We start from the raw sequence: 19,798 nt of genomic DNA, 5'->3' as shown, positions 1-19,798 counted from the left end.
GCCGATCGGCTCGATGCATCGCCTCGCCAACCCCGGCAAGATCCCGCTGGAACTGATCGAGGTGCAGGTCGGCTCCTATACCGGCGAGGACGACATCATCCGCGTCGAGGATATCTACGGACGGTAAGGGTTGGATCCGGTCGGCTCGACAGCGGCATGGCTGACTTCGACCCGACTCGGCCGTGCAATGCGGGATGAGCTGGCCCGGTGAGCAGACGAAGGCTGGTACGCCCAAGCCGGTCGTGCGGCGGGGATGCACTGGGTATCGTTCGCACGTTGCAACGCACCGGCTTGGTGATGTACGAGGGGGCATACGACAGGACCCGGTGAAAGCCCGGGTGGCTCTTCCGGCCGCCAATCCGCTGGACCACGCAATCGACGGCGACCGTGTCGCGGACCTCCGAGGAGGCCGCCCCGCCGTCTTGCGCCTCCCGCACGGGTTCGCAAGCGTCGCGCGTGCGGGACGACGAAAGTCTCCCACCCATCATGAATCTCGTACATCTCCGGAGCGAATGGGCTCCGAACGTCACGCGTGAACTGCTGGCCGGTGCGGTGGTCGCCCTGGCCCTGATCCCCGAGGCCATCGCCTTCTCGATCATCGCCGGTGTCGATCCCAAGGTCGGCCTCTATGCATCCTTCTGCATCGCCCTGGTCACCGCCTTCGCCGGCGGCCGGCCGGCGATGATCTCCGCCGCCACCGGCGCCATGGCGCTCCTCATGGTCGGCCTCGTGAAGGACCATGGCGTCGGCTACCTGTTCGCCGCCACCATCCTCACCGGGCTGCTGCAGATCATCGCCGGGGCCCTGCGCTTGGGCAACCTGATGCGGTTCGTCTCGCGGTCGGTGGTCACCGGGTTCGTCAACGCCTTGGCGATCCTGATCTTCCTGGCACAGATGCCCGAACTCCTCGGCCAGGGCACCACGGTCTACATCATGACCGCCGTTGGCCTCGGCATCATCTACGGGCTACCGTACCTGACCAAGGCCGTGCCTTCACCGCTGGTGACCATCGTCCTGCTCACCGCCGTCTCGATGTTCCTCGGCCTCGGCATCCACCGGGTCGGCGACATGGGGGCGCTCCCGAGCGAGTTGCCGTGGGTGGCGCTGCCGCAGGTGCCGTTCACCCTCGACACACTGTGGATCATCCTTCCGGTCTCGCTGACCCTGACCATGGTCGGTTTGCTGGAGAGCTTGATGACTGCGGCCATCGTCGACGAGATGACCGACACGACCTCGAACAAGAACCGTGAATGCGCCGGCCAGGGCGTCGCCAACATCGCCTCCGGGTTCCTCGGCGGCATGGCCGGCTGCGCCATGATCGGGCAATCGGTCATCAACGTCTCCTCCGGCGGCCGCGGGCGCCTCTCCACCCTATTCTCCGGTGTGTTCCTGCTGTTCCTCATCGTGGTGCTTGGGCCTTACGTAGCGCAGATCCCGATGGCGTCGCTCGTGGCTGTGATGATCATGGTTTCGATCAACACCTTCCAGTGGAAGTCCCTGCGCACGCTGATCACCCATCCGAAGGCCTCGAGCGTGGTCATGCTCGGCACCGTCGCGGTGGTGGTCGCCACTCACGACCTCGCCAAGGGCGTGCTGTTCGGTGTGGTCCTGAGTGGATTGTTCTTCGCCCACAAGGTCACGAAGTTCTTCGCCGTCCGGTCTTCCCGTGGCGAGGGCGACGTGCGGACCTACCGGGTGACCGGGCAGATTTTCTTCGCCACGGCGGAAGCCTTCCACGCCGCCTTCGACTTCCGCGAGGAAGCGCTGAAGGGCGTGGTGATCGACCTGCAGGCGGCACACTTCTGGGACATCTCGGCCATCAACGCTCTTGACCGGGTTGTCCTGAAGCTCCGCCACCAGGGCATCACGGTCGACGTCGTCGGCATGAACGAGGCGACGGCAACCATGGTCGAGCGTATCGGCACCCACGATAAACCTGGAGCGACGTTCGCCGTCGGCGGTCACTGATCCAACGCAGGCCAGTCTCGTATCGCGCTGGCGGGGACCGAGGATGGCCGCTTCCCGACAAACTCTTTCAGAAAGCAGTCAGGCTGCGTCCCCCTCCGGACCTTCCGCGGCCGGGCTCATCACGCCCTTGGGCACCCCGCCCCCTGCGACGCAGAGACCGCCCTCCGTCGCAGGAACAAAGCAGGCCGCCCGGTGGATAGCCAGACGTGCAACAGCCATGGCCTCGACCGGCCGCGCCGACGCACGTTCGGAATCCGGGGGTTCACCGCATGAAGCACAAGCCGCTCCGCGAGCAGGTCATCGTGATCACCGGTGCCTCGTCGGGCATCGGCCTCGCCACCGCCCGCATGGCAGCCGAGCGCGGTGCGCGGGTCGTGCTGGCGGCGCGCAGCGGTGGTGCCCTGGCGCGCATCCAGGCCGAGATCGAAGGCGTCGGTGGCAAGGCGATCCATGTCGTGGCCGATGTCGGCAACCGGGCGGACGTTCAGGCGGTCGCGGACCGCGCGATGGCGACCTTCGGTGGCTTCGACACCTGGGTGAACGTCGCCGGGGGTTCGATCTACGGGAAGCTGCGCGAGATCAGCGACGCCGATCACGAGCGTCTGATCCAGACCAATTTCTGGGGGACGGTCTTCGGCTCCCTGGTGGCGACGGAACACCTCCGGCAGAGCGGCGGTGCCCTCATCAACGTGGGCAGCATCGCTTCGGACCTCGCCTTCCCCTACCAGGGCATGTACGCAGCCTCGAAGCACGCGGTGAAGGGGTTCACCGATGCCCTGCGCATGGAGCTGCTTCACGAGAAGGCGCCGGTGTCGGTCACGCTGATCAAGCCGGCTTCGATCGACACGCCCCTCCCCCAGCGGGCGCGCAACTACATGGACCGTGAGCCGAGCCTGCCGCCGCCGATCTACCCGCCCGAGGAGGTCGCGAACGCCATCCTGCACGCGGCCGTGCATCCGCAGCGCGACATCTTCGTGGGGGGCGCCGGCAAGGCCTTCACGGCCGGCAAGGAATTCGCGCCGGGCGCCTACGATTACCTCGCCTCCGCAATCATCGCCCTGCAGAAGCGCGCGAGCGCACCGCGCAATCCCAACGGTGCCCTGCATGCCCCTGTGCCGGCCGGCGAGATGCGGGGCGATCCGCCCATACCCGTGATGCGCACCAGCGCCTACACGCGGGCGACCCTGCACCCGCTGGCGGCCGCTGCTGGCCTCCTCGGCGTCGGAGCCGCGACAGCGCTGGCCGTCATGGGCCCGTCAAGCCGCAGGCGGCGCCTGTAATTGGCCGTCGCAGCCGAACCCCTACCCGGACCCGCGGCACCGGTTCAGGATGAGCAGCGCGATCCCCGCATCGTGCCGCGCACGCTTGTCCGCCTCACGGAGGACCGGACGATCGCCTATGCAGAGACCGGATCCGGCCCCGATCTGGTCGCGATCCACGGGACGCTCATGTGCCTGGAGGATCTCTGGCTCGGGCCGGTGCCAGCCCTGGCCGAGCATTTCCGCGTGGTCGCGGTCGATCGCCCAGGCCACGGCTTCAGTGTGCGGCCCCGCGGCGATGCGGCAGATCTCTGGGATCAGGCCGCGCGCATCCGGGACGCGGTGCAACGGCTCGGCCTCCGCCGGCCTGTGATCCTCGGGCACTCGTTCGGCGGGGCGGTCGCGCTGGCCTACGCAATGCTCCATCCGGACGAGATCGCGGGGGTCGTCGCGGTCGCACCGATCTGCTTCCCGGAGCCGCGCCTGGAACAGGTGCTGTTCGGCCCCCGGGCCCTGCCCTTCGGCGGCGATCGCCTGTCCCGCCTGCTCGGTGCGACCAGCGATAAGGCGCTCCTTCCGCTGCTCTGGAACGCGATGTTCTTCCCCAAGACGATGCCGGAGACGGTGGCCCGCCACTTCCCCTTCGATCTCGCGGCGCGCCCCGCGCAGATCACCGCCGAGGGCGAGGATGCCGGGTGGCTCTGGCCGGGGCTCACTCGAAGCCTGCTCGCCTATCCGACCCTGCGGGTTCCGGTGCACCTTGTCGCCGGCAGCGCCGATCTGGTGGTGAATTCAGCCCTGCACGCCCAGCGCGCCGCCCGCATGATCCCGGATGCACGGCTCGATCTGCTGCCCGGTGCCGGTCACATGCTGCACCATTTTCACGCCGATGCCATCGTACGCGCGGCGCTCGCGCTCTGGGCTGCTTAGGCGGCACGCGGACTTACGTCTCGCCGCGCATGGGACGCATGAGGGCACCCAGGAGAAAGCCGAGCTGGCCGCAGACCAGCAGGGCGAGCCCACGGCGCATGCTGCCGCCCGTGCTGAGATGATGGATGTAAATCCCGTAGGCCAGTTCGCCCGCCAAAACTGGCAGGAAAGCCAGAAGCCACCAGACCGAGCCGAACCGCCCCAGAATCAGCCCGAGCAACGCGTTGAGCAACAGACCCTTCATCGCCGCCCGTCCCCGTCCCGTCTGGGTCGGGTGATAGACCGATCCCGTCGCCCGCGCCATTGCGGCCCAGGCCCACTCGCTGCGCCTCAGCGCATCGTCACCGCGCTCGTCCGACCCCCGCCTCAGCGGCTGCCGCGCTGAGCCAGGACGGCCGGAATGGTGCGCAGCATGATCGCAATATCCCGGCGCAGGGTCCAGCGGCTGGCATAGTCGAGGTCCAGTGCCACGCGCTCGGCGTAGCTCGTATCCGAGCGGCCCGAGACCTGCCACAGACCCGTCACCCCAGGGGGGACCGCGAAGCAGGTCTGGAACGCCCGGCCATAGCGGGCGACCTCGGCCGGTACGATCGGGCGCGGTCCGACCAAGCTCATTTCGCCCCGCAGGACGTTCCAGAGCTGGGGCAGCTCGTCGAGGGAGGTCTTGCGCAGCACCTGGCCGATCGGGGTGATGCGGGGATCGTTGGTGAGCTTGTGGGTCGCGGCCCACTCGGCCCGGGCCTGAAGGTCGGCGGCCAGATGGGCGGCCAGCACGGCCTCGCCGTCGCTCACCATGGAGCGGAACTTGAGGCAACCGAAGCTGCGGCCGTCACGGCCGAGGCGCATGTGGCGGAAGATCGGGGCGCGGCCATCGCCTGCCCAGACCAGGAGGGCGATGAGCAGAAGCAGCGGCAGCAGCAGGAACAGGGCGGTGACGGCCACGCTGACGTCGAGCCCACGCTTGGCAGCCCAGTTAAGGCGCAAGCCGCGTGCGACGAAGGGGGTTTCGGGTAGGACGAGGCCGCTCACGACCTCTGCCGCGCTGACAGGGCTGCTGAGGTGGCCTGTCAGCGTTTCGGTAACCTCGGTCTTATCGCCGCGACGGTGCGCTGCAGCGAAATCGGCAGAGGGCTCAGCACGAGTCAGCATGGTCTCAGCTCCTTTGGCGAGCCCAATGGCGAACGTTAAAGAATGGTTATCGTCCCGCTCATAATCTGATAATCGCAGCGCGGCAACCCGATTCTTCCGCCATTTCGACAGATCAGAAAAGTTTTCGCCCAGGAAATTGACATTCGTTAGGCACTACACACCCACGCTCGGAGCCCCGATGCGGGTCTCCGCTCGGTAATTTCTACCGACACGTATTATTTGGCAGCCTGCAAACAGGTCAGTCGTAGTCCCGCGCATGGCGGCTGCCTTCCGCGCGACACGAGGTTTGGAACGCCCGCCGTCCGCGGGCTGGGTCGCCCGGACGCGTACAGCGCGGTCGCTTTCGCATAGCAGCAAACGCACAAACGGTCGAACGGCCAAAACCGTTGCACCGCCCTGGGACCGCATCCGTCGCTGTCAGTTCGACGGCGGGGAGGGTCGCGGAGCCCGCACATTCCACGGGGCAGGACCGTGATATGAGCCCTCTGACGCCCGTCGGGTTTGGCCCCGTGCAGGAACGATGGGGTCTGCCCCTCGCCACGATGTGATCGCAGCCCCCCCGGCAAAAACCGCCGGCGGCTTCATGCGCAGCGCCGACACGCCTAGCCTAGCTCGACACAAACTGATGACGTTCGATCAACGCACCTCAGGATCCCGCCGACGCCAGATCGGCGCGAGCCCACACCGACAGTCGGAACATGGAGCGCTGCCTACAACCGAGGATGGGCGATCCAAAGATTTCTGGACACCTCCGCGGCCAGTGCGGCGCCCGGCATCTCCACCATCGGTTGTCCTTCATCCCTGCACCCGCGATGCCGGACGCAGCGCTCGACGGCCCTGACCCCCTACCCGATGAGTCGGCCGAACAGAGCGATGAGGGCCCAGCCCAGAAACCCCGTCCAGGCCACAACAACGAGCAGCACCATGGTCAGAATCGCGGGCGTGCCAACGCGCGCGAACACGCGCCGTCCCAGACTGTCTCGCACCTGCGAACCCACCATGCCCAGCCTGTCCTCTTGGGACGAATCCATGCAGCTCGCCCTGTTCGGTGGCCGATTTCGAAAGTAGTGCGGCGGTGACCGCGTGACGATAGCTCAGCGAATGGACGGTGCGGCTCGGCAATCGGCGGCGGAAGCGCCCACGCTGGCACCACCCTTCATCCGACTTCAGCCTCATGGCTCACCTGTGGCAGGTGGTACGCTGCAGAGGCGGCATAGGTTTCAACCCGGGGCTTTCAGACCTTGGGCGATCTGGGAGCAGCTCTCTACGCCCCATCGAGCAGACCGCCGCGAGCCGAAGCCCTTCCCCTGGACCATGCCAGCCGACGCTGTCCGCACCCGCGTCGAGCGCTGCTGCGGACCAGCTTCAAAACTCGGATCTTTCAGGCAGGCGGACGTAATCTCGAGCAGAAACTCTATGTTCTACCTTCCGCGTTTCATTGCGCTCGCGCTCCTCTCGACGCAGCGCTTTCTCAGCTGGGTCGCACGCGACACGCGGGGAGGAAAACAATATTCCTCCCTCAAATTGCTTTGTCAAAGGCGATAGTCAGTATTGATCACCGTGCCGCCTTCGAAGCCATCGTCTCCCGACAGGGACAGGAGCGAGCCCCGTGTTCAAAGCCACGTGATTGGCTGTCAGCCGCACGCGCTTGTGTGGAACCGGCGTCCAGTTCGACGAGGCCCATGCCCCCTGCGGCGCGGGGAGAGCGACCGATCCCGGTCGCGCTCCTCCAACGGAGACGGTCGCTTCAGCCCGGCTTGCGCTCGCCGAGGAACGTCCCCATCCGCTCCAGCGCCCGGCGGATGTTTTCCGCCGAATTGGCGTAGGACAGGCGGATGTAACCCTCGCCGTTGACGCCGAAATCGGGGCCGCCAATGACCGCGACCCCGGCTTCTTCCAGGAGCGTCGAGGCCAAAGCCTTTGCCTTCCAGCCCGTCCGGGAGATGTTGGGGAAGGCGTAGAACGCCCCCTTCGGCGCGATGCACGAGACGTCCGGCAGGGCGTTCAGCCCCTCGACCACGATCGCCCGGCGCCGGTCGAACTCGGTCACCATCTCGGTCACGCAATCCTGCGGGCCGTCCAGCGCCGCGATGCCGGCCCACTGGGTCGCCGCGTTGACGCAGGAATGCGCGTTCACCGCGAGCTTGCGCGCCGCCTCGTAGAGCGGCGTCGGCCAGACCGACCAGCCGAGTCGCCAACCGGTCATCGCGTAGGTCTTGGAGGCGCCGTCGAGATAGACCAGCCGGTCGCGGATCTCCGCGTAGTTGAGCAACGAGTGATGTCGCGCGCCGTCATAGGTCATCGTGCCGTAGATCTCGTCCGACAGCACCGCCACATCGGGATGGTCGGCCAGCCCCTTCACCAGGGCGTCGATCTCGGCCTTGGGGGTCACGCCGCCGGTGGGATTGGCGGGCGAATTGACGATCAACAGGCGCGTCTTCGGCGTGATCAGCGCCAGGGTCTCGGCCGCCGAGAAGGCGAAGCCGTTCTCCTCCCGAATCGGCACCGGGACGGGCGTCGCACCCGTGAACTCGATCATCGAGCGATAGATCGGAAATCCGGGATCCGGATACAGGATCTCGACACCCGGCGCGCCGAACATCAGAATCGCCATGAACATGGTGACCTTGCCGCCCGGCACGATCATCACGGAATCCGGCGAGACCTCGACACCGTGGCGCCGGTGGATGTCGCGCGCCACAGCCTCGCGGAGCGGCGGAATGCCCACCGCCGGCGTGTAGCCGTGATGGCCGTCCCGCAGGGCCTTGATGCCGGCCTCGACTACGTGAGCGGGGGTCGGCATGTCGGGCTGGCCGATGCCGAGGTTGATCACGTCGCGGCCCTGGGACGACAGGGCCTGGGCGCGGGCCAGCACCGCGAAGGCATTCTCTTCGCCGATGCGGGAGAAGGCCGGGACCAGGTGCAGCATCGCGCCCTCCGCGGGTTGGGCCGTCAGGGTTTGGTGCGCTCGCCAAGCTTCATGGCGGCGAACGACATGCCCACCGCGATTACGCTCAGGATCACGAAGGTCTTCACCGAGGCGTAGAACAGGGCCGGCTCGATGCCGGTGTCGGTGTAGAGCACGAGGCCGATCGCCGAGAGCGGCAGCAAGAGCAGGATGAAGAGGGGAACGAGCGGGTTCATGTTCGGCACTCGGATCCGGCGCGCGGCGGGGTGCGCGCCCGTGGGAAGCGCCCCTGCATAGCATCCTGCTGCAACGGTTGGGACCCCGGAGGCTGCAGTTTTTCGCCGATCCGCCGATCCGCTCACCCTTACTCAATCTTTCGGCCCGATACTGATTTTGGGAGATCGAATTCATATGAACCGATCGACGGTCACGTGGACAGGCAAGGGAGCGGGCGCTTCGGGCGTCGGCTCGTCGTCTGTCGAAATGCTGGCGGCCCAGATCGGCAGGCTCCTGCGCCATCCGGCCTATCGGCGGGGCACGATCGTGAGCCCCCTCCTGCTGCGCTACCTGCCGACTGATGCCGGCTATGCCTGGAACGGCGAGGCCGCCCTGCGCGCGCGCCTGAAGGCGGCCGGTCTCGATGCGGCGAAGCTCGACCACCTGATGCGCAACGTCCAGGACGAGGTCCTGCGCCTGCGCCGGCCCACCGACGCCTGAACCGGTTCAGGCCGGGACCCGGACCGTGGCGCGCAGCCCCCCGAGCGGGCTGTCCTGCAGCGTGATATCGCCGCCATGCGCCCGGGCAATGTCCCGGGCGATGGCCAGCCCCAGTCCGGATCCGCCGGCATCCTGGCGCGCATCGTCGAGCCGCAAGAACGGCTTGAACACCGCCTCGCGGCTCTCCGGGGGGATGCCTGGCCCGTCATCGTCGATCGAGACGAGGAACGCGCGGGCTTCGAGCCGGCCGGCGATCGCCACCGTCTCGCCGTAGCGTGCGGCGTTGGACGCGAGGTTGAACAAGCAGCGCCGGAACGCATCCGGGCGCACCGTGATCTCGGGGGCGCCGGCAAGGTCGACAGCCGAGACGTGGGCCCCGAGGCGCTCGACATCGGTGCGGATGTCCTCCAGCAGAGACCGCATGTCCGTAGGGCTGGCGGGCTCGGCCGAGTCTCCGCGCGCGAAGGCGAGATAGCCTTCGAGCATCCGGCTCATCTCGTCGACGTCGCGGGTCAGATCCTCGATCTCGTCCGTCTGCTCGATCAGCGCCAGGGACAGGCGGAAGCGGGTCAGGATGGTGCGCAGATCGTGGCTGACGCCGTTCAGCATCGTGGTGCGCTGCTCCATGGCCCGCTCGATGCGCCGCTTCATCTCGATGAAGGCGTGGCCGGCCTGCCGCACCTCCCGGGCGCCGCGGGGGCGGAACTCGATCTCCCGGCCCTTGCCGAATCCCTCCGCCACGGCGGCGAGCCTCAGGATCGGCTTGATCTGATTGCGCAGGAACAGGATCGCGACACCGAGCAGCACCAGCGACGAGCCGATCATCCAGACCAGGAAGATGTGCGAGTTCGACGCGTAGGCCTGGCTGCGCCGGGCGGTGATGCGCATCACCCCGTCGGGGATCGCCACCCGGATCTCGATCAGGTTCGAGCGGCCGACCGTGTCGATCCAGAACGGGCGGCGGATCTGGCGCTGGATCTCGTCCGAGAGGGCCTCGTCGAGGATCGAGAAGAACGGCCGCGGCCCCGGCGGCGGCAGCTTGGCGCCTTTCAGGATATCGAGATCGAGGTTCAGCCGCTCGCCCGCGATGCGCGAGAGGGTCTCGGCGTCCCTGTCCTGCGGATAGCTCTCGTAGATGTCGATCAGCGCGGCGACGTCGGCGGTCACGGCGGCCGAGAGACGCTTGGTCACGAGCTGCCAGTGCCGCTCCATGAAGGTGTAGGCGATCACCGACTGGAGCAGCACCACGGGCGCGATGATGATGATCAGCGAGCGGGCGTAGAGCCCTTTCGGCAGGACATCACCGATCGCCCGGCTGACGCGCTTCCACAGCCGGCGCGGCGCGGAGCGCGGGGGATCCTTGCGCAGGGCGCGCGCGAGGGCAGGATCGGGAGCGTTCATGGGGGCGGGCGCCCGGACCGGGTCAATCGGGCCGGAAAGATATCGGTTCTCGCACCATCTCCGATCGGCACCCTCATTCTGCGGCGCGGCGTCGCCGCCTTAGAGGAGAAATCCAGAGGTCGCGGCGCGGTCAGGACATCCCCGTCCAGGCCTCCGCTTCGCACCGGCACCTCAGGATGAGGGGTTGGGTTGGACAAGCCGAACACGTCTTGGGACACCGCCTCCGCAAGCGAAAGGGCCCATAGCGTATTGCCGATCGCGGGTCTCCGCCATCGTGTCCTGAGAGGCGGCCGTGATTGCGGACGCCAAACCGCCTTGCGTGGCGCCGCCGGGGCCATACCTGTAGGCCTGCGGGGGGCGCCCGCCGAAGGCTTCCGCGCGCTATGCTCAGCACTGACACCGACATCCTCTCGACCGCCGAAACCTGGCGGCGCGACGGCCGCGCCGTGGCGCTCGCCACCGTCATCGAGACCTGGGGCTCGGCCCCGCGTCCGGTGGGCAGCCACCTCATCGTCGACGGCGAGGGCAATTTTCTGGGCTCCGTCTCGGGCGGATGTGTGGAGGGCGCGGTGATCACCGAGGCGATCGAGGTCATTGAGGCCGGCGCACCGCGCGTTCTCGAATTCGGTGTCGCCGACGAGACCGCGTGGCGGGCCGGCCTATCCTGCGGCGGGCGGATCCGGGTCTTCGTCGAGCGGGTCGACTGATGCGCGCCGACCTGCTGTCCGAACTCAATGCCGAGCGGGCCGCCCGCCGGGCCGCCATCCTGGTCACCGACATCACCGACGGGGCGCAGCGCCTCGTCCGGGAATCGGAGATCGCCGCCGACCCGCTCGGCGCGATCCTGGCCAAGCATCTCGCTTCGGCCAAGAGCGGTCTCGTGGAGGCGGACGGGCGCACTCTCTTCCTGACCGTCCACGTGCCGCCGGTGCGGCTTGTGGTGATCGGCGCCGTCCACATCTCGCAGGCGATGGCGCCGATGGCGGCGGGGCTCGACCTCGCGCTCACGGTGATCGACCCGCGCACCGCCTTTGCCACGCCGGAGCGCTTCCCGGGCATCGAACTCGTGGCCGAATGGCCGGATTCCGTCCTGGGCTCCCGCGTGCCGGCCCTCGACCGCTACTGTGCGCTCGCGGCCCTGACGCATGATCCGAAGATCGACGATCCGGCGCTCAAGGCGGCGCTCGCCGCGGAGTGCTTTTACGTGGGCGCCCTCGGCTCCCGAAAGACGCATGCGGCCCGCGTCGCCCGGCTCACCGAAGCCGGCTTCACCCCCGAGCAGATCGGCCGGATCCACGCCCCGATCGGGCTGCCCATCGGGGCCGTGAGCCCCGCCGAGATCGCGCTCGCCGTGCTCGCCGAGGTCGTGGCCACCCTGCGCCGCGCCCCCCGTCCGGGGGCCGCGTGAGGTTCGGACCCGTCCCGGTCGCGGAGGCGGCCGGGCTGATCAGCGCCCATACCGTGCGGCGCGATGGCATTACCCTGCGCAAGGGTGCGGTGATCCCGCCGGATCTGGCGGCGGATCTGGCCCGGTCCGGCCTGTCGGAGATCGTGACGGCCGCCCTCGAACCCGGCGATGTCTGCGAGGATGCTGCCGCCGCGCGCCTCGCTGGCCATCTGGCCGGCCCGAACCTCCGGGTGGAGGCGCCCTTCACCGGCCGCTGCAACCTCTTTGCCGAGACGGCCGGGGTGTTGACCCTCGACCCGGCCCGGATCGAGGCCGCGAACGCGATCGACGAGGCGGTCACGGTGGCCACGCTCCCCCGGTTCAAGCCGGTGGTGGCGGGTGAGATGCTGGCGACCGTCAAGATCATCCCCTACGCGGTACCGGGAACGGTGTTGGACCGCGCCTGCGTGGCGGCCGGACGCGATGCGCTCGCAGTCGCGCCCTATCGCCGCCGCCGGGTGGGTGTGGTTTCGACCCGGCTGCCGAGCCTCAAGGAGGCGACGATCGACAAGACCCTCCGGGTCCTGGCCGAGCGCCTCGCCCCCGCAGGCGCCGCCATCGTGGCCGAGACCCGGGTGCCGCACGCGGCCGCTTCCGTCGCAGACGCGCTTGCGGGGGCGATCGACGGCGCCGGAGCCGACCTCGTGGTTTTGTTCGGTGCCTCGGCGATCGCCGACAGACGCGACGTCATCCCGGCCGGGATTGAGGCTGCGGGTGGCGAGGTTGCCCATCTCGGGATGCCGGTCGATCCCGGCAACCTGCTGCTCGTTGGCGACCGCGGCGGCGTGCCGGTGATCGGCGCCCCGGGCTGTGCGCGCTCGCCGAAGGAGAACGGCTTCGACTGGATTCTACACCGCCTGCTGGCCGATCTGACCGTCACCCGGGCCGACATCGTCGCGCTCGGTGTCGGCGGCCTGCTCATGGAGATCGTCTCCCGGCCGCAGCCCCGCGCCGGGGGTGAGACTGTCGGCGACGCCGATGCCTGAGATCGGGACGATCCTGCTCGCTGCGGGCCGTGGCACCCGGTTCGGACCGGAGCCGAAGCTGCTCGCACCCCTCGACGGGAAGCCCCTGGTCCGCCACGCCGCGGAGGCCGCGTTGGGCGCTGGGCCGCGCCCGGTTATCGCCGTGCTGGGCGCCTACGCGGATGCGGTCCGGGCGGCGCTCGAAGGCCTCGACCTGATGTGCGTGAAGAACCCCGATTACGTCGCCGGCCTCGCCACATCGCTGCGGGTGGGGATCGGAGCGCTGCCGGCATCCTGCACCGCCGCCGTGGTGGTGCTGGGCGACATGCCGCGGGTGACGGCGGCCCATATCGATCGCCTCGCGACAGCCTTCACGGATGCCACGCCGGAGCCGGCCGCGGTGGTCCCGGTGCAGGACGGGCGATCCGGCAACCCGGTACTCCTCAACCTGCGCCGCCTCGGTGCCGATATCGCGCAGCTCCGCGGCGACCACGGCGCCGGGCCGATCCTCCGGGGGCGGACGGACGTTCTAGAGATCTCTGGCGACTCGGCCACAGGTCTCGACATCGACACGCCGGCCGCGCTCGCAGCTCTGCGCTGACCGATCAGGTCTCCGCCTCGGCGTGCCTGCGCGCCGTGCGGGCCTCGGCCCGACAGCGGTCGGAGCAGTAGCGGACCTCGTCCCAGACGCGGGCCCATTTCTTCCGCCATGCGAACGGCTTCCCGCATTGTTCGCAGACCTTCTGCGGGAGATCGCCCTTGCGGCGCATCGGCGGCATTGTCCGTCCTTATCCCCGCACCTGGCTGGCGGCCGGCTGGCGCCGGGCGTCTCTGCGCCGCGCCCGTGCATCCAGGACGTGCGCGAGGCCCAGCATCAATGCGAGTCCGCCGGTATTGACCGCGACCTGAAGTGGCCATGTGGCGTCGAAGGTCCGATAGAGGATGCGGCCGATAAGCGCCGCCATGCAGCCGGCCGCAAAAATCTCCAGCGAATGCCGCCCGCAGGCGTCGATCAGCCGGAGCCGGCGCCATCGGCACATGCGCACCATCGCCGGTACGCTGAGGAACAGGTACATCAACGCCAGGATGTTGAGCAGGCGCAGGGGACCGACATGGCTCTTGTCCGGCGCCTCGATCGCCAGCGGCCTGAGATCCGGCAGGCCCCAGGCATCCCAGGATCCACCCTGAAGCAAGGCGAAACCGAGATAAAGACCGGCCACGGCTGCGGCCCAGTTGCGCCAGGGCAGCAGCCCGTCCCCGGCGCGGACCGCAAGCGCCAAGGCGGCCCCGATCACGAACAGGAACTGCCACGCGAACGGATTGAAGTACCACCCGTCATCGACCGCGGCGGCGTTCGGCAGATTGAGCTGGTGATCGGCGTTGGCCGCGAGCCAAACCGTGCCCGAAAGCGCCAGCACGCCCCAGACGCCGCGCTGGATCCCGACATAGACGAGCGGGAACAGGGCGAGCAGAAGGATGTAGAGCGGCAGGATGTCGAGGTAATTGGGCAGCGCGTTCAACGCGAGCCCGCGCATCAGGCCCGGCACCAGTCCCATCTGGAGCAGCGGCGCCACGCCGAATCGCGGTACGAGCCCCGTGAGATCCATCCAGATCCGGACGATGATCAGCGTGGCGAGCAGCAGCCCGGCCTGGAACAGGTAGATGCGCAGGCAGCGCCGGGCGATGCGCAGCAGCGCCGCCCGGGCTCCGGCCCGGCGGAACAGCCCGCCATAGGCGATCATCGAGGAGTAGCCGGCCAGCAGCACGAAGATCTCGGCTGCGTCCGAGAAGCCGAAATTGTGCAGCGTGAACAGGGCCGGGGCGTTGCGCGGGATGTGGTCGACGAAGATCGTCAACAGAGCGAAGCCGCGCAGCACATCGACCCGCGCATCCCGGATGGGTTTTGCGGGACGTGGCGCCTCCGCCTGATCCGTCGCCGGTTGCGGGTCGGAATCGGCGACCGGACGTTCGAGATGGTCGATGCGCTTCAACTCAGTCCACCCCCGGGTGCGCTGCGGCCGGGTGCAGCGCGATGATACCGCAGCGCAGCGCTGGCGCCTTCGAAGACTGCGCCGATCACGCGTGTTTGTTCGGCCACCGACGGAAGCCGGCTGCGAATGGTGTCGGTCCGACGCCCTGCGGCGAACGCCGCTCGCCTCACGCGCGGAGGCGGTATAGACGCGGCGGATCGATTCCGGCCATCAGCGACGGTGCCGGGCAGGGGCAGGGTTCATGCGCGTCCTCGTCACCGGAGCCGGCGACTATCTCGGCCGCCGCCTGCTCGAGGCGCTGCGGCGCGACCTTCCCTCCGGCAGCCGCATCCTCGGCATCGACCGGACGCCGCAGCCGCCGCTCGACGGGGTGACCTTCCTCTGTGCCGACCCCTTCGAGGCCGGCCGGCTCGCGGCAGCCGTGGCGGATTTCGATCCGACCCTCGTTTTCCACCTGGCGGCCCTGGCCTCCGTCGCGCAGTCGAGCGAGACACCGTCCTATGCCTGGCGGGCCGATCTCCTCGGCACGCTGAACCTCGCCGAGGCGCTGGCGAAATCGGGCGCGACCCTCGTGTTCCTGAGCGCGAGCGTGGTCTACGGCGAGGCGTTCCGGATCCGGCCGCGTCCGGACGAGGGCGTGACGCCGCGGCCCGACTCCATCTCGGGCCGGACCAAGACAGCCTGCGAGTATATCCTGCGCGATGTGCTGGCGCATGCCGGCGTGAAGCACCTCGTGCTCCGGCCCTCGAACTACATCGGGCCCGGGCAGGCGGAGACCTTCGTGGTCGCCTCCCTGGCCGGCCAGATCGCCCGCATCGAGCGCGGTCTCGCGCCGCCGTGCCTGGAGGTCGGCGATCTCTCGGCGGGACGGGATTTCTTCGACGTGGCCGATCTCACCGCCGCGTGCATCCGCGTCGCCGAGCGGCTCGCGGATCTGCCGGATGGCGGCATCTACAACGTCGGATCGGGCGCCGTGACCCCGGTCTCCGGGATCCTCAACCGGCTGCGCGATATGACGGAGGCGACCTTCACGGTCCGGGTCGTGCCCGACCGGGTGCGGGATACGAGCACCCGCGCCGAGGGCTGCGATCCCGCGGCCTTCGTGGCGGCCACGGGGTGGAGGCCGGTCATCCCCCTGACCGAGAGCCTGTCGGCGATCCTGGGGGAGGCGCGGGCGCGGCTTGGGTGACGGGGTGCGGCTCCAGAGACGGAGCGCGCCCCCCTCCCCGCACGCGGAGTGAGGGGATGCCGGCCCTATCGCCGCCGTTCGAGCTGCAGGCGCTGTGTGAGTCTGCAGACTCTGCCGGGATGAGCGGGATGTCCGGCTGGCCTGCCCCACCCCTCAGCGCGAGAACCGCTTGTACTTGATCTTCTTCGGCATGATCGAATCGGCCCCGAGCCGCCGGACCTTGTCGGCCTCGTAATCGGAGAAGTTGCCCTCGAACCATTCCACGTGGCTGTCGCCCTCGAAGGCGAGGATGTGGGTCGCGATCCGGTTCAGGAACCAGCGATCGTGGCTGATGATCACCGCGCAGCCGGCGTAATCCTCCAGCGCGTCCTCGAGGGCGCGCAGGGTCTCCATGTCGAGGTCGTTGGTCGGCTCGTCGAGCAGCAGCACGTTGGCGCCGCCCTTCAGGGTCCGGGCGAGGTGGACGCGGTTGCGCTCGCCGCCCGAGAGGGTGCCGACCTTCTTCTGCTGGTCGGGCCCCTTGAACGCGAAGGCCGCGCAATAGGCGCGCGAATTGATCTCGCGCTTGTTGAAATAGATGATGTCGTTGCCGCCCGAGACCTCCTGCCAGACCGTGGCGTTCGGATCGAGGGCGTCGCGCGACTGGTCGACATAGCCGAGCTTGACCGTCTCGCCGACCTCGATCTTGCCGCTGTCGGGCTTCTCCTGGCCGGTGATCATCTTGAACAGGGTGGTCTTGCCGGCGCCGTTCGGGCCGATCACCCCGACGATGCCGCCCGGCGGCAGCTTGAACGACAGGTCCTCGATCAGGAGCCGGTCGCCGAACGCCTTGCTGAGGTGCTCGAACTCGATGACGTTGTTGCCGAGCCGCTCGTCGATCGGGATGACGATCTGCGCGGAGGCATCGACCTTGTTGTTCTGCTTGGCGACCAGCTCCTCGTAGCGGGTGATACGCGCCTTGGACTTGGACTGGCGCGCCTTCGGGGAGGCGGCGATCCACTCCTGCTCGCGGGCGATGGAGCGCTGCCGGACCATGTCCTCGCGGCCCTCCTGCTCCAGGCGCTTCTGCTTCTGCACGAGCCACGCCGAGTAGTTGCCCTCGTACGGGATGCCCTTGCCGCGATCGAGCTCCAGGATCCAGCTCGTGACGTTGTCGAGGAAGTAGCGGTCGTGGGTCACGATCAGGATCGCGCCCGGATACTGGCGCAGGTGGCCTTCGAGCCAGTTCACCGTCTCGGCGTCGAGGTGGTTGGTCGGCTCATCGAGGAGCAGCAGCTCCGGCTCCCAGAGGAGCAGGCGGCACAGGGCGATGCGGCGGCGCTCGCCGCCCGAGAGGGTCGCGACCGGCTGCTCGTCGCTCGGGCAGCCCAGGGCCTCCATGGCCTGGTCGACCTTCGAATCGAGCTCCCAGAGACCCAGGGACTCGATCCGGTCCTGGAGCTCGGTCATCTCGTCGGCGGTCTCCTCCGAGTAGTTCATGGCGAGCTCGTTGTAGCGGTCGAGCATGGCCTGCTTCTCGGCGACACCCTCCATCACGTTCTCGCGGACGGACTTGCTCGGATCGAGCTGGGGTTCCTGCGGCAGGTAGCCGACGCGCGCGCCCTGCGCGACCCAGCCGTCGCCGGTGAACTCCTTGTCGATCCCCGCCATGATCTTGAGCAGGGTCGACTTGCCGGAGCCGTTGATGCCGAGCACGCCGATCTTGGCGTCGGGATAGAAGGACAGGTTGACGCTATCCAGGACCTTCTTGCCGCCGGTATAGGCCTTGGTCAGGCCCCGCATGTGGTAGATGAATTCGCGAGCCATCGCGGAAATCCTCGGCGTGGTGTGCGGGGTGCGCGGTGCGTGCCAGCGGCACGGGGCAGGCGCGGGGCCCATCCCCCGTCCTGTACGCATGCCCCGACGATATAGGAATCACGCTGTTCGACTATCAGGCCCGCCGGGACGCGGCAAGGATGCCGAACTGGGCCCCCGTGCGGACCCGCTCAGGCGAATGGGTTTGGGACCGATTTCGGCGCCGCCTCGGGGGCCTCGGCCACCGCCTCGGGCAAATCCTCGCCCTCCAGGACCTTCACGATGGCGTCCAGCGTCTGCTTGAGCAGGCGCGCCTGGGCGAGGCCGGTCTTGTCCCGGGTCAGGTCGAGGGAGCCATGCAGGGCAATCCGATCGGTGCCGTTCTCGAAGCTGAGGGCACCGATCGTGCGCACCCCGGCATCGTCCGCGAAGGGCGAGAAGGAATTGGGCGGGGCCTCGGCTTTGGCGTGGCGCTTGTCCAGGTGCTTGTCCTCTTGCATGGCTCCCTCTCAGAAGATCGCGCGCAGCACGTCGCGGACGAATTTGCGCAGGGCGCGGGTGACCTCGCGGTGGAGCCAGTCCTGCCACGTCGGTTCGTGACGGGGGCGGCGCTCCTCCGCGCGGGCGGAGGCGTGGGGATCGGGCAGGGTCATCGCGGTCGCCCGGGCACCGGCCGGCAACCCGGGGAAGACGTCGATCCCGGCCTGCCGGTTGAGGTCATCGATCGAGATCGGGTGCCAGTCCCGGGTGTCATCGTTCTTCGCGAGATAGGCGCCGGCCTCGCCGCTCGCCGGGTCGTAGAGCGCTTTGAACAGTTGAGTCGGCACCAGCACGCCGCCCTTGATCTGCTGGACCGCGTCCCCGGAAAAGATCACCCCGGTCACCACGAAGATCGCGCCGCGCCGGGTCGCCAGCCGCCGCGTGCTCTCCTCGATATCGGCCCAGAGGCCGCGGTTCAGGACCCGGTTCTGCGGAACGATGTTGGCGAGGCTGAAGGATTCCGCCTGCGCGCTCAGGGTCGGCATATCGCCGGCCGGCGCGAGGTGGCCCCGGTCGTAGCCGCTGCGGACGTAATCCTCCAGCGAGGCGCGCTCATCCGCCGGGAGCCGGGTTTCCTCGTGGAAGGAATCGTCCCGCGCCACGGTGCGGGCCGCGGCGACGCTGGCGCGGGTCAGGTGCTCGGCGGAATAGAGCGGCGTGCGCGTCACTCCCGAATGCAACACGGCGAAGGCCTCGAAGCACAACGCGGTGGTGCGTGCGGCCAGCTTCGGGTTGCTGAGCGTCGGCGCCTGACCGTTGGCGAACAGGGCCGGGCACGCGTCCTCGGCCCGCGCGGCCTGATGGGAAACCGCCAGGAGCAGCAGGGCCGCGGCAAAGAGCCCCTGGCGCGGAATCACCAGCATACACGCACCCGCCGCACGCCCTCCGGCGTCGGGCGGTCCCGCCACGCGCAGGGTCGACCGAGGCTTCCGCTGAACGGCCGCACATCCCGGTCCGGGGCGCCGGGGGAGAGACGCGGCGGGCAATCGCCCAGGAAGTTGCAGAGGAAGTCCAGATTACCGTCCACCGGCCGCGGCTCGGCGTAAGCCTGGCCGTTACCCGTAATCGCCAGCGTGAGCAGGATGATGCACAGACGAGCCGGACTCAAAGGCGGACCTCTTGTGGCGGTAAGGGCACGTGACTGAAAAAAACGACGCTCTGACATTGATCGGGGCGCCGATCATCCGTAACTGGCACTATCATGACAGCGACGGACGGGCGGGTTCTAGCATGAACGCGGACCTCCGGATGCCTGCATCGCGAGGGCCGAGGGCACGCGAAGCGGCCGTCGCCACACTCGAACGAGCGGATGCGACCATTGGCGATATCACCTGAGCAATCGGCGTTGCTGGATCGTGTCCCGAACCCCGCCGCCCTGCGCCGTCTGCCCGAATCGGAGCTGCCGGCGGTGGCGGACGCGGTGCGCGCCGAGATGATCGACGCCGTCTCGATCACCGGCGGCCATCTCGGCTCGGGGCTCGGCGTCGTCGAGCTGACCGTCGCGCTCCACCACGTGTTCGACACCCCCGACGACCGCATC

Annotated in this window: 23 protein-coding genes and 1 other annotated feature; of the genes, 11 read left to right on the top strand and 12 right to left on the bottom strand. The window is 68.6% G+C overall.

The genetic code is table 11. The features are described from left to right. The 4 genes from MKK88_RS33855 to MKK88_RS15845 all read left to right on the top strand — a co-directional run. Nucleotides 1-127 (top strand): hypothetical protein (locus tag MKK88_RS33855; RefSeq protein ID WP_279602329.1); only part of this gene is annotated, 127 nt, incomplete at its 5' end. A 189-nt stretch (nucleotides 128-316) separates the two neighbouring features. Continuing rightward, nucleotides 317-372 (top strand) — a sequence feature (sul1 is cis-regulatory element that is thought to sense ions involved in sulfur or methionine metabolism; They are found in Alphaproteobacteria). Between the two features lie 114 nt (nucleotides 373-486). After that, nucleotides 487-1,968 carry a SulP family inorganic anion transporter gene (locus tag MKK88_RS15855; RefSeq protein WP_244001290.1) on the top strand — a complete coding sequence of 494 codons (1,482 nt, stop codon included), beginning with the start codon at nucleotides 487-489 and terminating at the stop codon, nucleotides 1,966-1,968. A gap of 269 nt (nucleotides 1,969-2,237) precedes the next feature. After that, a complete protein-coding gene (locus MKK88_RS15850) occupies nucleotides 2,238-3,248 on the top strand; it encodes an SDR family oxidoreductase (protein WP_244001288.1) in 1,011 nt (336 codons plus the stop codon). 72 nt (nucleotides 3,249-3,320) lie between these two features. Beyond that, the gene (locus MKK88_RS15845) at nucleotides 3,321-4,157 is read left to right on the top strand and encodes an alpha/beta fold hydrolase (RefSeq protein ID WP_244001286.1); all 837 of its coding nucleotides are present in this window, start codon (nucleotides 3,321-3,323) and stop codon (nucleotides 4,155-4,157) included. 13 nt (nucleotides 4,158-4,170) lie between these two features. Here MKK88_RS15845 and MKK88_RS15840 read toward each other — a convergent pair whose 3' ends face one another. The 5 genes from MKK88_RS15840 to MKK88_RS15820 all read right to left on the bottom strand — a co-directional run bounded on the left by MKK88_RS15840 (nucleotide 4,171) and on the right by MKK88_RS15820 (nucleotide 8,450). Beyond that, nucleotides 4,171-4,401 (bottom strand): hypothetical protein, encoded by a 231-nt coding sequence (locus tag MKK88_RS15840; protein ID WP_244001285.1) that lies wholly within the window; start codon nucleotides 4,399-4,401, stop codon nucleotides 4,171-4,173. A 122-nt stretch (nucleotides 4,402-4,523) separates the two neighbouring features. Beyond that, nucleotides 4,524-5,306 (bottom strand): sugar transferase, encoded by a 783-nt coding sequence (locus MKK88_RS15835; protein ID WP_244001283.1) that lies wholly within the window; start codon nucleotides 5,304-5,306, stop codon nucleotides 4,524-4,526. A gap of 845 nt (nucleotides 5,307-6,151) precedes the next feature. After that, complete coding sequence (locus MKK88_RS15830) at nucleotides 6,152-6,307, bottom strand: hypothetical protein (RefSeq protein ID WP_244001281.1); 156 nt, start codon at nucleotides 6,305-6,307, stop codon at nucleotides 6,152-6,154. A gap of 746 nt (nucleotides 6,308-7,053) precedes the next feature. Next, a complete protein-coding gene (locus MKK88_RS15825) occupies nucleotides 7,054-8,235 on the bottom strand; it encodes a pyridoxal phosphate-dependent aminotransferase (RefSeq protein WP_244001279.1) in 1,182 nt (393 codons plus the stop codon). Nucleotides 8,236-8,258: 23 nt separating this feature from the next. After that, nucleotides 8,259-8,450, bottom strand: a complete 192-nt coding sequence (locus MKK88_RS15820) for a hypothetical protein (RefSeq protein ID WP_244001277.1) — start codon at nucleotides 8,448-8,450, stop codon at nucleotides 8,259-8,261. Nucleotides 8,451-8,625: 175 nt separating this feature from the next. Here MKK88_RS15820 and MKK88_RS15815 point away from each other — a divergent pair, with 175 nt between their 5' ends. Next, nucleotides 8,626-8,931, top strand: coding sequence for a hypothetical protein (locus MKK88_RS15815; protein ID WP_244001275.1), 306 nt, complete (start codon nucleotides 8,626-8,628; stop codon nucleotides 8,929-8,931). 6 nt (nucleotides 8,932-8,937) lie between these two features. Here the strand turns inward: MKK88_RS15815 and MKK88_RS15810 are convergent, their stop codons facing one another. Beyond that, nucleotides 8,938-10,332 carry an ATP-binding protein gene (locus tag MKK88_RS15810; protein ID WP_244001273.1) on the bottom strand — a complete coding sequence of 465 codons (1,395 nt, stop codon included), beginning with the start codon at nucleotides 10,330-10,332 and terminating at the stop codon, nucleotides 8,938-8,940. A 383-nt stretch (nucleotides 10,333-10,715) separates the two neighbouring features. Between MKK88_RS15810 and MKK88_RS15805 the strand changes: the two genes are divergently transcribed. From MKK88_RS15805 to MKK88_RS15790, 4 genes are read left to right on the top strand one after another with little or no spacing between them, the layout of a single operon-like run. Beyond that, nucleotides 10,716-11,039 carry an XdhC family protein gene (locus tag MKK88_RS15805; RefSeq protein WP_244001271.1) on the top strand — a complete coding sequence of 108 codons (324 nt, stop codon included), beginning with the start codon at nucleotides 10,716-10,718 and terminating at the stop codon, nucleotides 11,037-11,039. Further along, nucleotides 11,039-11,740 carry an XdhC family protein gene (locus MKK88_RS15800; RefSeq protein ID WP_244001269.1) on the top strand — a complete coding sequence of 234 codons (702 nt, stop codon included), beginning with the start codon at nucleotides 11,039-11,041 and terminating at the stop codon, nucleotides 11,738-11,740. The genes MKK88_RS15805 and MKK88_RS15800 overlap by 1 nt, the downstream gene beginning before the upstream one ends. Next, nucleotides 11,737-12,765: a molybdopterin-binding protein gene (locus tag MKK88_RS15795; RefSeq protein WP_244001267.1), complete on the top strand. Its 1,029-nt coding sequence runs from the start codon at nucleotides 11,737-11,739 to the stop codon at nucleotides 12,763-12,765. Before MKK88_RS15800 ends, MKK88_RS15795 begins: the two co-directional genes overlap by 4 nt. Continuing rightward, nucleotides 12,758-13,345 (top strand): NTP transferase domain-containing protein, encoded by a 588-nt coding sequence (locus tag MKK88_RS15790; protein WP_244001265.1) that lies wholly within the window; start codon nucleotides 12,758-12,760, stop codon nucleotides 13,343-13,345. Before MKK88_RS15795 ends, MKK88_RS15790 begins: the two co-directional genes overlap by 8 nt. 4 nt (nucleotides 13,346-13,349) lie before the next feature. Here MKK88_RS15790 and MKK88_RS15785 read toward each other — a convergent pair whose 3' ends face one another. Beyond that, nucleotides 13,350-13,523, bottom strand: a complete 174-nt coding sequence (locus tag MKK88_RS15785) for a DUF2256 domain-containing protein (RefSeq protein WP_244001263.1) — start codon at nucleotides 13,521-13,523, stop codon at nucleotides 13,350-13,352. Between the two features lie 9 nt (nucleotides 13,524-13,532). Beyond that, nucleotides 13,533-14,735: an OpgC family protein gene (locus tag MKK88_RS15780; RefSeq protein ID WP_244001261.1), complete on the bottom strand. Its 1,203-nt coding sequence runs from the start codon at nucleotides 14,733-14,735 to the stop codon at nucleotides 13,533-13,535. 241 nt (nucleotides 14,736-14,976) lie between these two features. Between MKK88_RS15780 and MKK88_RS15775 the strand changes: the two genes are divergently transcribed. Next, complete coding sequence (locus MKK88_RS15775) at nucleotides 14,977-15,924, top strand: NAD-dependent epimerase/dehydratase family protein (protein ID WP_244001259.1); 948 nt, start codon at nucleotides 14,977-14,979, stop codon at nucleotides 15,922-15,924. 153 nt (nucleotides 15,925-16,077) lie between these two features. Here MKK88_RS15775 and ettA read toward each other — a convergent pair whose 3' ends face one another. The 4 genes from ettA to MKK88_RS15755 form a co-directional block, all read right to left on the bottom strand. After that, a complete protein-coding gene (ettA, locus tag MKK88_RS15770; protein WP_244001258.1) occupies nucleotides 16,078-17,730 on the bottom strand; it encodes an energy-dependent translational throttle protein EttA in 1,653 nt (550 codons plus the stop codon). Between the two features lie 179 nt (nucleotides 17,731-17,909). After that, entirely contained in the window at nucleotides 17,910-18,218 is a 309-nt protein-coding gene (locus MKK88_RS15765) for a hypothetical protein (protein WP_244001256.1), read from the bottom strand. A gap of 9 nt (nucleotides 18,219-18,227) precedes the next feature. Next, a complete protein-coding gene (locus MKK88_RS15760; protein ID WP_244001254.1) occupies nucleotides 18,228-19,121 on the bottom strand; it encodes a DNA/RNA non-specific endonuclease in 894 nt (297 codons plus the stop codon). Continuing rightward, nucleotides 19,112-19,366, bottom strand: a complete 255-nt coding sequence (locus tag MKK88_RS15755; RefSeq protein ID WP_244001252.1) for a hypothetical protein — start codon at nucleotides 19,364-19,366, stop codon at nucleotides 19,112-19,114. Before MKK88_RS15755 ends, MKK88_RS15760 begins: the two co-directional genes overlap by 10 nt. A 201-nt stretch (nucleotides 19,367-19,567) precedes the next feature. Between MKK88_RS15755 and MKK88_RS15750 the strand changes: the two genes are divergently transcribed. Next, the coding region (locus MKK88_RS15750; RefSeq protein WP_279602326.1) for a 1-deoxy-D-xylulose-5-phosphate synthase N-terminal domain-containing protein at nucleotides 19,568-19,798 on the top strand (231 nt) is incomplete at its 3' end.

This window comes from Methylobacterium sp. E-005, assembly GCF_022829725.1.
Lineage (GTDB): Bacteria > Pseudomonadota > Alphaproteobacteria > Rhizobiales > Beijerinckiaceae > Methylobacterium.
The sequence above is the reverse complement of the archived record's forward strand: the minus strand, read 5'-3'. Positions and strand labels throughout refer to the sequence as shown.